This window comes from Chryseobacterium sp. C-71 (assembly GCF_020911865.1).
GTDB lineage: Bacteria > Bacteroidota > Bacteroidia > Flavobacteriales > Weeksellaceae > Chryseobacterium.
The window spans coordinates 2266869-2278913 of the sequence record NZ_CP087131.1 but is presented as its reverse complement, the minus strand read 5'-3'; the positions used below and the strand labels follow the sequence as shown (position 1 = coordinate 2278913).

The window sequence follows — 12045 nt, the reverse complement described above, 5'->3', positions numbered from 1 at the left end:
AAGAGCTTAAAGCTAAAGTAAACAAATAATATTTTCTATTTCATAAATACAAACTCCTGATTAATTTGAGAGTTTTTTTGTTTTCAACTTAAAGAAGAGCAGTGCATTAGTATAGAAAAAAATCATGAGTATAATGTAGGAAATATTCAATTTCACTCATTGTTGTAACTGTTTGATTATTTGCTGCTTAGGATGCCGGTTCGAGAAATGCCTCAAAAATCCCATAATTTTATTTTGGACTTCTCGAACCCGTTTGTAAGCGGATATGACTTTGTTTTTCAAAAGGTTACAAATGAAAAAAGCCACCAAATTGGTGGCTTGTCAGAATGGCTCCTCCTCTTGGGCTCGAACCAGGTACCCTCTGATTAATCCCGAAAGTTCGGGACTCTCACCAACTGAGCTAAAATACCTGTGAGTTGTGAGTTTTCGTCACAAAGCATTTCTATAAATTTTCTGGATTTTTGTTTTTTGATAAACCGTTCAATTTTTATTGCAAGAGTTTTGTCATCGGAAACCTCAAAAAGTGCCACGATCTTCCAAGGGCGAAATTTTCTGGTAAATGTGTTGAAATCTCCCTGCTCGTTATGTTTCAAAAGCCGTTCCTTCGGAGATTGTGTATATTCGATGTAGAATTTATCAGCAGTTTCTGAGAACAAAATATAGATATAATACATAACAAAAAAGACTTACAATAATGTAAGTCTTTTTGCTCCTCCTCTTGGGCTCGAACCAAGGACCCTCTGATTAACAGTCAGATGCTCTAACCAACTGAGCTAAGGAGGAATGTTCCTCTTTTAAGGTGCTGCAAAGATAATATGAAAAATAATATCAAGCAAATATTTTTTTATCAAAATTACCCGAAAAGTGCTATCAGATTATATTTCAGGAATTTAAATTTTAAAATAATTTGTAATAAGGAAAGTATTAAAATCAAAAAAGACCTACATTGCTGTAAGTCTTTTTTGCTCCTCCTCTTGGGCTCGAACCAAGGACCCTCTGATTAACAGTCAGATGCTCTAACCAACTGAGCTAAGGAGGAATGTCCTTATTTTTAGGTGGTGCAAATATAGGACTGATATTTAAACCACGCAAGTTTTTTAATTAAATTTTTAAATAAAATTAAAATTTATTGGTAATGATTTTAAAGATGTCTGCTCCGAAAATCAGTAACATTAAGCCTAACAAGAAGATAACACCAACCATCTGCGCGTTTTCTAGTATCTTTTGCGGTACTGGTTTTCCAACAATCATCTCATATAATGTGAAAATAACGTGTCCGCCATCCAATCCAGGGATCGGAATTAAGTTTAAGAACGCCAACCAAACAGAGAACATTGCTGTGAAACTCCAGAAAGCCGTCCAGTCGATAGAAACACTTCCGTCTTGAGCTTTGTCAACGGGCATGTTTTTGATGATTGCTAACGGTCCGCCAACTTTTTTATAACCCTGAACTTTTTTGTTGAAGATTAATTTAAATTGTTTCACCTGATATGTTAAGCTTTCAATACTTCTTGTAAAGCCTCTTCCAATCGATTCTCCGAAAGTAAAGTGTTTGGTTTCATAGAATTTTTGCACCTGCTTGTAAGAAGCCAATCCTAAAGTTCCTTCTTTTGATACAGATAAAACAAGTGGCTGAATTGCTCCGGCTCTTAATACATCAACTTTTAAATTTTTTCCTGCACTATTTTGTACAGTTTCTTTAAATTCATCATAATAAGAAATCTTCTTTCCATCTACAGAAACTACTTGGTCACCAACTTTCAACCCTGCTTGTAAAGTCTTAGGATTGTAAATAGAGTCGATTACTGCAGGGAATCTTGGGGTAAGAAATGCTTTAGGATTTTCGTCTCTGAAAGCCATTGCTTTTCCATCGTCGTTGGTTGGGAAAGTAACTTCTTTTCCGTTTCTTAAAACAGTGATTTCGTCGCTCAATAAAACGTCTAAAGCTAATTTGTCAAGGTTATTCTGGGTTTTTCCGTCAACTTTTAAGATTTTATCTCCATCTTGAAAACCCATTCCTTTTGCTACGCTTGTGTAGTTCATTGGAGCGTCTACTTTTGCTGTGTCAAAAGAGGTTTCGCCATTGAAAAAAGAAAGACATCCGTAAATAATCCATGCCAAAAAGAAGTTTACCGTAACACCTCCAAGCATGATGATTAATCTCTGCCAAGCTGGTTTTGCTCTGAATTCCCAAGGCTGAGCAGGTTGTTTCAGTTGCTCGGTGTCCATACTTTCGTCTACCATTCCGGCGATTTTCACATAACCTCCGAAAGGAAGCCATCCGATACCGTACTCGGTTTCACCAATTTTTTTCTTTGCTAAAGAAAACCATGGATCGAAGAACAGGTAAAATTTTTCTACTTTGGTTTTGAAATATTTGGCGGGTAAGAAATGCCCAAGTTCGTGAAGAATTACTAAGATAGATATGCTTAATATAAATTGAAAGATCTTAATTGCTAATTCCATTAATTGTTTTTAGATTTTAATTTGCAAAGGTAACAATTATCAAAAGGATGCCAAATAAAAAAGCTCCTCGAAATGAGAAGCTTTGTCATATATTCTGCCACTATTTTAGAAATTGAAAGAAACACCAAGGCATCCGTTGTTTCCCACTTCTGCAAAAACTCCGAATTTATCTGTGAAGAAATATCTTGCTCCAATGTGCGCTCCGATTCCGAAGTCTCTGCCGAGAACTCCCAAATCAACTCCGGGATAAATATCTAATTGTTCAGGTAAATCCAAAGCTTCTTTCAGGTGGAAATTTACTCTCCCGAAAATAAAAACTCTGTTGTCTTCATTATTGTCTTTGTAACCGTCAAAGTAAGCATTGGCTCCGGCTCCAACGGATATCAATTGATTCAAACCATAATCATAAGTAGCGGCAATCCCTGTTCCGTACCCCCAGGCATTCAGTCCTAAATTTACTTTCTGATCTCCTTTTCCAGTGTAGGCTTGTGCGCTCACTGTTGCTCCCGTAAGAACCAGCATCAGCATAAAAACCAATTTCTTCATAGATTTTATTTTAAATTATTACTAATGACAATTTGCAGCAAATATAAAACCGAAACCAATTAAAAGCTGTAATTTTATACAAGTTTTGAAATTAGAAATATGAAACTGCCTTGTTTTTTTTAAATTATAGATGTAATTTTAAAAAGGCGTTTCCATATGGAAATTAAAAAAATAGAAATCTGCGTATGAAAATTATAGGATTAAATCAGGATATCGTCTGGAAAAATAAATCTGAAAACTTTAAATTAATTGAAAATCAGCTTCAAAATCAGGATGCTGATTTATTTCTTCTACCTGAAATGTTTTCTACAGGTTTTTGTATGGATGCAGCTGAGGTTTCAGATAAAAATGAAGAATCTCTGGAGTTTTTAAAGAAAATTTCAAAAGAAAAAAATGCAGCTTTTTGTGGGAGTGCTTCCGTGGGGGTTGATGGAAAGTTTTTTAACAGAATATATTTTGTAAAGCCCAATGATGATGTAACTTTTTACGATAAAAGACATCTGTTTTCATTCTCGGGAGAAGACAAAATTTATACTCCAGGAAAAGAAAGAGTCATTGTAGAATATCTTGGAATCCGTTTTCTGTTGCAGGTTTGTTATGATTTGAGGTTTCCTGTTTTTGCAAGAAACAATGATGATTATGATGCAATTTTATACGTTGCTAACTGGCCGGAGAAAAGAGTCGGAGCCTGGGAGCATTTATTAAAAGCGAGAGCAATTGAGAATTTATCGTATGTTTTTGGTTTAAACAGAATCGGGACAGATGGAAATGATCTTTTTTATCAGGAAAGTTCGCACTGCTTTTTTGCCGATGGAAAGGAAATTGCTGAGAAAAAAGGAAATTTGGTTTTAGCAAAATTAAATTTAGATGAATTGAAAGATTTTAGAAATCATTTTCAGTTTTTGAATGACAGGGATGATTTTGAAATCAAATTGTAGACTAGGGATGTCCCACGGATTTCACAGATTTTCACAGATTTTTTTTGCCATTAATTCACGAATGCTTAATCAATTTATCAAAACTATCTTTAATCAAATTCGTGCATTCGTGGCAACTTCTATCTAAAGATATTATCAGCGTTTATCTATGAAAATCAGTGTGATCTGTGGGAAATATTCACGTCCAAACTTAGCCTTAACCTATTAAATATACTGTTCCAAAAGCTGCGTCAAACGATTGACATCATGCACGCCACTTTCTTTATAAAGCAATTCTCCTTTTTTGAAAACTGCCAAAGTAGGAACACCACGCACTCCATACTGAGAAGCAATTGCAGGATATTGGTCTACATCAATTTTTACAATTCTTGCACCTTCACCTACCTTTTCTTTTACTGTTGTCAAAACAGAAGATTGTACTTTGCAGGGTTGACACCAAGTAGCAAAAAAATCAATCAAAACTGGTCTTTCCGATTCTATAAGTTCCTGAAATTTTTGTGACATACTGTTTAATTTTATCGATTACTTTAAATTCTGAATGGCTTTGATATTATCTAAAGTCTTACCATCATACACTTCGACACCGTTCTTTTTTAAGATTTCTACTGCATCGTCTGCCTGAATTCCTTTGTTGCAAAAAACCACAACCTTTTTACCTTTCAAAGATTCTGCTTTGTTCTGAATTTCCGCTAAGGGAATATTGATGGCGTCTCGTGCCGTTCCTTCTGCGTATTGCTCCGGAATTCTTACGTCAACCAAAACGGTTTCAGAATTTTTCACCAATTCTTTAATATCAGTTTTAGACACGTTTTGTTGTACAGATGCGGTTTTGCAGGCATTCAGTGAGAAAAATGCAGCAAGAATAATTCCAAATAGAAATATTTTCATTTAAAGCGTTTTAGACTGACAAACAAAATCCGAAGTCGGCAATTTTTCAGTTTTTTTGATTCCGTTGAAACCACCTTCTATTTCGGTGAAGTTTCTGATTCCGTGAGAGTTAAGGACGCTTGCGGCAATCATGCTGCGGTAACCTCCAGCGCAATGCAAGAAGAAATGTTCAGAATCATCGATTGTAGAAACCCAGTCACTGATGTTGTCTAAAGGTTTGCTGTAGGCATTATCAATATGTTCGGCAGAATATTCTCCGATTTTTCTTACATCAATGATTTTTGAATTTTCATTAAACTGCTCTACAAATTCAGTTGGAGAGATTCTTTTCACTTCATCAATTTCTTTTGTAGAATTTTTCCAAGAATTGAAACCATCTTTTAAATATCCTAAAACATTATCAAAACCAACTCTGCTTAATCTCGTAATCACTTCCTCTTCGCTTCCTTCGTCTGCAACCAAAAGCAAAGGATGTTTTACATCTACAATTAAACTACCGACCCATGGTGCAAAATCTCCTTTCAAACCAATATTGATAGAGTTTGGAATAAATCCTTTATGGAATTCACCGGCACCTCTTGTGTCTAAAATTAAAGCTCCTGTTTCTTCGGCAAAACTTTCAAAATCTTCTACAGAAATTGGGTTTAAGCCTTTTGTCATTACATCATCAAGGCTGTCGTAACCACCTTTGTTCATCGCAACATTCATCCCGAAATATTTCGGTGGAGCTGTCAGTCCGTCAAGAACTTCTTTGATGAATGATTCTTTATCTGGTTGATTCAGAGCGTAATTGGTTTTTCTCTGATTTCCCAGAATATCCACAGTTTCTTTCTGCATATTTTTTCCACAAGCCGAACCTGCACCATGTGCCGGATAGACGGTAATACTGTCATCCAAAGGCAAAATTTTACTGTGAAGACTTTCGTATAAGATTCCTGCAAGATCTTCCTGCGTCATGCTTCCTGCTTTTTGAGCAAGATCTGGACGGCCTACATCACCCAAAAATAAAGTGTCTCCTGTGAAAATAGCAGTTTCCACACCGTTTTCGTCAATCAGAAGGTAAGTGGTGCTTTCCATGGTGTGACCGGGAGTGTGAAGTGCTTTTATTTTGATATTTCCGATTTCGAAAATCTGATTGTCTTCAGCAATAATTGCGTCAAAATCTGGTTCTGCAGTTGGCCCGTAAACGATAGGAGCATCGGTTTTTTTACTTAAATCTAAATGTCCGGAAACAAAATCTGCGTGAAAATGGGTTTCAAATATATATTTTAATGTAACGTTGTCTTTTTCAAGGCGGTCAAGATAAGGTTTTACTTCTCTCAGCGGATCTATAATTACGGCTTCATTTTCTGATACGATATAGTATGCGCCTTGTGCTAAACAGCCTGTATATATTTGTTCGACTTTCATCTTCTGGATTGACAATTTCGTTGTTCTTAATTTGCAAAAATCGGATTTTATTTTTTAAAACTTGCTAAAATAAAATATCTGTTCTGATAGAATAAATCTATAAAGTTTTTATTTAGTCTAATTTGTGAAAAATTTTATAAAATGTCTCGTTTGTATTTTCAGAAATGTCATGATCAATTTTAAATTGTAAGTAACTGTCTTTGCGAGATTCTCCATCAGGATAAATAATTACATTGTTGAATTTTTCGTAAATATGGTCTTCTATTTTTTTGTTATCAACAATTTTTGTCATCTCATTAAAATACTTTTCTGTATCTGTCGTCATCTTCCAGTCGGTTTTATGAAGATGATAAAATTCCATCATTTTTTCTATGGCGTATATTTCAGATTCAATCTTCATATCATGAAATCCTGTAGATGCTTCCTTGACATCCAAATTTTTCTTCAACCAGTCAATTTTAGATTTTGCTGCAACAATGGTTGCATTGGTCATCATAGAATCTCTTTGTACAATGGGTGAAAGTAAAATGTTTGGCTCATCATTTAAAGGTATTGCTTTTACGGAAGAGATTGATAAAACCTCGAAATAATTCTCTGCTTTTTGCTTCAGTTCTTCCAGCTGAGCCTGGGTCATATCATCACTGGTGATTCTTATTTTAAACCGCCATCCTCCACATTCGTAAATTGCCAGTAAAGATTGTTTGTCGGTAAATTTTACCCCTTTAAAAAAATCGGGTTCTCCTAAAGTGTTGTTGAAGATTGAATAAATATAACTTACTTTAAATTTTTCATTAGCAAGCTCGCCAAAAGACGGCTTTAGCTCGATGTGAGTATTAGAATTCTGAGTGAGTGCATCTTCGTATGACAAAAACTCATCCCTTAAAAGGTGATTATCTAATTCTCTACTTGGATAAATATAAAGAGATAATACGGTTTTTTCTTTCTTAGATTTTTGCTGAATATAGCTCACGGCCACATTTCTGTTTTTTGAATCGTAAGAATGTACCTCTTTTCTTTGAAACCCTGACCATAATTCCGGAAAGATTGTTTTTGTAAACTGATGAGTGTAATCACCACTTACCTTTATGTCGCCGGTTTTTTTCGCCTGTTGGGAAAAAAGAAGTCCTGAGAAGAAACAAAAGATAAACAAAAGATTTTTTTTCAATGAGATCATATTTTCATGATTAAATTATTGGCTTGGATAAAAGCATGTTTAATGAGCTAATTTAAATTTATTTTAAGACAAAAACACAAAAATGAATAATTAAAATATGACATTTTATTAAACTTTTTCTAAAAAACTTTATCTTTAGGTGGTAAAAATATCAAATGGCAGACAAAACAAAATTTATTGACGAACTTTCAACAAGATATACTCCAAAAGGAGAACATATAATTCTGGGAAAAGGAATGCTGGACGGCGATGTAGTCACAGAAGTCAACGTTACGATTCCTTTAAAAACAATTAACCGTCACGGTCTGATTGCCGGAGCCACCGGAACCGGAAAAACAAAAACACTGCAGGTTTTCGCTGAGCAGCTTTCTCACGCAGGAATTCCGTCTTTGGTTTTAGACATCAAAGGTGATTTTTCAGGGATTGCTGAAGCCGGACAAATGAATTCTATCATTGAAGAACGTTACGCAAAAACACAGCTTCCTTATAATCCGCAGGCTTTTCCGGTGGAACTGATGAGCATTTCTGGTGGGAAAGGTGTGAAGTTAAGAGCTACTGTTACAGAATTCGGGCCTGTTTTATTAAGTAAGATTTTAGAACTCAATGATACGCAGCAAAGCATTATGTCTATTGTTTTCAAATATTGCGACGACAAAGGCCTGCCTTTAATTGATTTAAATGATTTAAAGAAAGTCCTGCAATATGTAACGGATAACCCTCAAGGTAAAGCTGAATTGTCAACTAATTACGGATCAATTGCCTCAGCTTCATTGGGTACTATTTTAAGATCAATTGTTGCTTTAGAACAGCAAGGAGCAGCAGATTTCTTTGGAGAGTTAAGTTTTGATGTTCACGATTTGTTGGAAACAAGAGATGGGAAAGGTGTTGTTAATATTTTGAGAGTTGCAGATATTCAGAATAAACCACAGCTATTTTCAACATTTATGCTTTCTCTTTTTGCTGAAATTTACATGACATTTCCTGAGGAAGGCGACAGCGGAAAACCTAAATTAGTTCTTTTCATCGACGAAGCGCATTTGATTTTTGATGAATCTTCCAAAGCTTTGGTTTCACAAATTGAAACTATGGTAAAATTGATTCGTTCGAAAGGAGTTGGGATTTATTTTATTACTCAAATTCCTGGTGACGTTCCAGAAAATGTGCTTTCGCAGTTAGGTTTAAAAATCCAGCACGCTTTGAGAGGTTTTACCGCAAAAGATAAAAAAGAAATTTCTAAAGCCGTAGAAAATTATCCTACAACCGAGTTTTACAACGCTTCTGAGTTAATTCAGAACTTAGGAATTGGTGAAGCCTTTATAACCGCTTTGGACGAAAAAGGAATTCCAACACCATTGGTTCATACCTATTTGATTTCTCCGGAATCCAGAATGGATGTTTTGAATGATGCAGAAGTTTCAGAATTAATTTCAAAGTCTGCATTGGTTTCAAAATACGAAAAACCGGTTGACAGTGAGTCAGCGTACGAGATTTTAGTTAATAGGATGGAACAAGCGGTAGAAAATTCAGCTCCTACCCAAAAAACTAAACCCGTAAAGGAAGAACCGGGAATGTTTGAGCAGGTTCTAAAAAGCAGAGCCGGTAGAACCTTTGCCAATACTTTGATGCGAGAAGGTGCAAAAGCGATTTTGGGAATGTTCGGTTTAGGCGGAAGAAAAAGATAGGCGTCTATCTTTTGCAGTTTTTAACGTATTTTGATTATTTTAGCAGAATTCCATAGGTGCTGAGATTTTTAAGGTTCAGTTTTTGATAGAAATTCTAAGTTAGATAAGAAATAAATGTATTCGATTATAGATATAGAAAGCAATGGTGCAGGGTTCAGAAAAGAATGCATTATCGATATCGCCATTTTTAGATATGATGGTCATAAAATTGTCGACCAATTTATTTCCCTTGTCAATCCTGAAAGTGACATCACGCCTTTTGTTCAGAAATTGACCAATATAAGCCCGAAAATGGTTAAAACCGCTCCGAAATTCCATGAATTGGCTAAAAGAGTGGTTGAAATTACTGAAGGCACAACCTTGGTAGGTCATAATATCGATTTCGATTACAGAATGCTTCGCCAATCATTTCAACGTCTTGGTTATGATTTTAAAATCAACACTTTAGATACAATTCCTTTAGCAAAAAAACTGATTCCTGATGAGGTAAGTTATTCATTGGGAAAATTGGTGAGGTCGTTAGGGATTCCTTTAGTCAATGCACATCGTGCAGAAGGTGATGCCAGAGCAACTTTAGAATTGTTTAAACTTTTGGTTTCAAAAGATACCGAAAACGAGATCATTCAGGAACAGCACGAAGAGACGAATGCTAAGACTTATATAAACAAAATCAAGCTGTTAACCCAAGATTTACCGAGCGAAAAAGGTTTTGTTTATTTCCAGAATGAATCTGGGAAGATTATTCTTTCAGAGTATGTTCAGGATATTAATAAGTTTTCAAAAAAGCTTTTCAATTCTAAATCGAAAAAATTTGAACAAATTCAGCGTGATGTTGAGCAAATCAATTTTGAATTAACGGGAACTGATATCATTGCGAAGTTGATTTTAAATTCAAAAAATATCAAAAAGAGAGAATCTTTGCCTTTTGGTTTGTATTTTAGAAACAATAAATATGTTGCTGAAAAAAATACATTGAATAAAACTGAAAAGCCGATTCTGAAATTTAAAGCTTTTACTCAAGGGACTAAAGCTGTTCAGTTTATCAGTAAAATTGATGAATATAAAGATGTTGAAGCTTTTAAGAAGAAGATTGATTTCAGAAAACGCAACGAACTATGGTTGGGAAGTGGTAGAAAATTAGGAGAAAAATTGTTTTTAATTATAGAAAACGGGAAAGCAGTTTCTTATGGTTTCTATGAATTATTTACCCAAATCCAGACTTTAAGTAAAATTTCAAAATTAAAAATCGATTTGCCTTTACCGGCGTCTGATCTTACCAATGATTTACAATTGGCTTTGCTGAAAGGCGATTTTGAGACGTTGCCCTTACCGAAATAGAATGACATTTTACAATCAGATGTATTTTTATTAAGAAGAAAACTCTTTTCAAATTCAATTTCTCAAAATAAATAGTATTTTTGCAAAAGAATAAAAATAAGCAATGCAAAATTTTAAACAAAAACAAACCGGAAAAAAGGGAGCTGTAAAGTTTTCAAAGGTTTGGAATACCTAAAAGAGTTGTGTTGCATAAAAAATAATATTGTGGCAGACTCTTCTCGAAGAATCTGCCTTTTTTTATGTTAAATTAAAATTATGAATTCAAAAGAATTATTAAAGATTGCCCAAGAATTTGGCACACCGGTGTATGTTTACGATGCTGAATCGATCAAAACTCAATACGAGAAACTTACATCTTCTTTTTTAAAACACACCAAGTTCTTTTATGCTGCAAAGGCTTTAACGAACATCAATATTTTAAAATACATAAAGAACCTCGGCGCTTCTTTGGATTGCGTTTCCATTAGTGAGGTGAAATTAGGCTTAAAAGCCGGTTTTCCTAAAGAAAAAATATTATTTACTCCCAATTGTGTTGACTTAGCTGAAATAGAAGAAGCAATGATGCACGGTGTTCATATCAACATCGATAATATCTCAATTCTTGAGCAATTTGGGAACAAATACGGAAATACGTATCCTATTTTTGTAAGAATCAATCCGCATATTTATGCTGGCGGAAACCATAAAATTTCCACAGGACATATCGATTCGAAATTTGGAATTTCTATTCACCAGATGCGTCACATCGAGCGTGTGATGAAAAGTACCAACCTGAATGTAGAAGGTCTTCACATGCATACAGGAAGCGAAATTAAAGATCCTGAAGTATTTTTGCAGGCTCTTGAAATTATGCTTGAATTATCTGAACATTTCCCGAATCTGAAATATCTGGATATGGGAAGCGGTTTCAAAATCCCGTATCAGGAAAGCGATATGGAAACAGATGTGAAAGCCTTAGGTAAAAAAGTTGAGAAAGCGATTTCAGATTTTTCTAAAGAGACCGGTAAGAAATTTGAACTTTGGTTCGAACCTGGGAAGTTTTTGGTTGGAAAATGTGGGTATTTATTGGTGAAAGCGAATGTCATTAAGCAAACAACAGCAACAGTTTTTGTTGGGGTTAATTCAGGATTCAATCATTTGATCCGTCCAATGTTTTACGATTCTTACCACACTATTGAAAATTTGTCAAACCCAAAAGGTGCAGAAAGAATTTATACTGTTGTAGGAAACATCTGTGAAACCGATACCTTTGCCTGGGACAGAAAGTTGAATGAAGTGAGAGAAGGCGATGTTTTGGCCTTCCACACTGCAGGTGCTTACGGTTTTGAGATGAGTACAAATTTCAATTCAAGATTAAAACCTGCTGAAGTTCTTTTCTTAGACGGAAAAGCGCATTTGATCAGAAAAAGAGACGAATTTGAAGATCTTTTGAGAAATCAGATTGAAGTTTTATAAAATTTTTGCTCGAAAAATTAATATAAAAAATGCTCCGTAAGAAATTGCGGAGTATTTTTTTTGGATGAAAGTTATATTAATCAAATCAAAAACACCTTAATGCTTCAATTTGAATCTTTAATAATTAAATGACTAAATTTGTCTTTCT

Annotated in this window: 11 protein-coding genes and 2 tRNA genes; 4 read left to right on the top strand and 9 right to left on the bottom strand. The window is 34.7% G+C overall.

What is annotated here, in order from left to right:
- Window positions 1-365 precede the first annotated feature (365 nt).
- The 5 genes from LNP04_RS10395 to LNP04_RS10375 all read right to left on the bottom strand — a co-directional run bounded on the left by LNP04_RS10395 (window position 366) and on the right by LNP04_RS10375 (window position 3012).
- Window positions 366-674 (bottom strand): GIY-YIG nuclease family protein, encoded by a 309-nt coding sequence (locus tag LNP04_RS10395; RefSeq protein ID WP_229982907.1) that lies wholly within the window; start codon window positions 672-674, stop codon window positions 366-368.
- A 35-nt stretch (window positions 675-709) separates the two neighbouring features.
- A tRNA-Asn gene (locus tag LNP04_RS10390) sits at window positions 710-783 on the bottom strand.
- A 182-nt stretch (window positions 784-965) separates the two neighbouring features.
- Window positions 966-1039 (bottom strand) — tRNA-Asn (locus tag LNP04_RS10385).
- An 80-nt stretch (window positions 1040-1119) separates the two neighbouring features.
- Window positions 1120-2466 carry an RIP metalloprotease RseP gene (gene rseP, locus LNP04_RS10380; protein WP_229982906.1) on the bottom strand — a complete coding sequence of 449 codons (1347 nt, stop codon included), beginning with the start codon at window positions 2464-2466 and terminating at the stop codon, window positions 1120-1122.
- A gap of 105 nt (window positions 2467-2571) precedes the next feature.
- Window positions 2572-3012, bottom strand: coding sequence for a DUF6646 family protein (locus tag LNP04_RS10375; RefSeq protein WP_229982905.1), 441 nt, complete (start codon window positions 3010-3012; stop codon window positions 2572-2574).
- Window positions 3013-3197: 185 nt separating this feature from the next.
- On the opposite strand from LNP04_RS10375, the gene LNP04_RS10370 reads away from it, so the two are divergent.
- Window positions 3198-3950: a nitrilase-related carbon-nitrogen hydrolase gene (locus LNP04_RS10370; RefSeq protein ID WP_229982904.1), complete on the top strand. Its 753-nt coding sequence runs from the start codon at window positions 3198-3200 to the stop codon at window positions 3948-3950.
- 204 nt (window positions 3951-4154) lie between these two features.
- Here LNP04_RS10370 and LNP04_RS10365 read toward each other — a convergent pair whose 3' ends face one another.
- The 4 genes from LNP04_RS10365 to LNP04_RS10350 all read right to left on the bottom strand — a co-directional run bounded on the left by LNP04_RS10365 (window position 4155) and on the right by LNP04_RS10350 (window position 7413).
- Window positions 4155-4454, bottom strand: coding sequence for a co-chaperone YbbN (locus LNP04_RS10365; RefSeq protein WP_056027470.1), 300 nt, complete (start codon window positions 4452-4454; stop codon window positions 4155-4157).
- 18 nt (window positions 4455-4472) lie between these two features.
- Window positions 4473-4838 carry a rhodanese-like domain-containing protein gene (locus tag LNP04_RS10360; protein ID WP_229982903.1) on the bottom strand — a complete coding sequence of 122 codons (366 nt, stop codon included), beginning with the start codon at window positions 4836-4838 and terminating at the stop codon, window positions 4473-4475.
- Window positions 4839-6248, bottom strand: a complete 1410-nt coding sequence (locus tag LNP04_RS10355) for a rhodanese-like domain-containing protein (protein ID WP_229982902.1) — start codon at window positions 6246-6248, stop codon at window positions 4839-4841.
- A gap of 112 nt (window positions 6249-6360) precedes the next feature.
- Window positions 6361-7413 (bottom strand): hypothetical protein, encoded by a 1053-nt coding sequence (locus tag LNP04_RS10350; protein WP_229982901.1) that lies wholly within the window; start codon window positions 7411-7413, stop codon window positions 6361-6363.
- 164 nt (window positions 7414-7577) lie between these two features.
- Between LNP04_RS10350 and LNP04_RS10345 the strand changes: the two genes are divergently transcribed.
- The 3 genes from LNP04_RS10345 to lysA all read left to right on the top strand — a co-directional run bounded on the left by LNP04_RS10345 (window position 7578) and on the right by lysA (window position 11897).
- Window positions 7578-9104 (top strand): helicase HerA-like domain-containing protein, encoded by a 1527-nt coding sequence (locus LNP04_RS10345; RefSeq protein WP_229982900.1) that lies wholly within the window; start codon window positions 7578-7580, stop codon window positions 9102-9104.
- 114 nt (window positions 9105-9218) lie between these two features.
- The gene (locus tag LNP04_RS10340) at window positions 9219-10442 is read left to right on the top strand and encodes a PolC-type DNA polymerase III (protein ID WP_229982899.1); all 1224 of its coding nucleotides are present in this window, start codon (window positions 9219-9221) and stop codon (window positions 10440-10442) included.
- 255 nt (window positions 10443-10697) lie between these two features.
- Window positions 10698-11897 carry a diaminopimelate decarboxylase gene (gene lysA / locus LNP04_RS10335; RefSeq protein WP_229982898.1) on the top strand — a complete coding sequence of 400 codons (1200 nt, stop codon included), beginning with the start codon at window positions 10698-10700 and terminating at the stop codon, window positions 11895-11897.
- The last annotated feature ends 148 nt before the right edge of the window (window positions 11898-12045 follow it).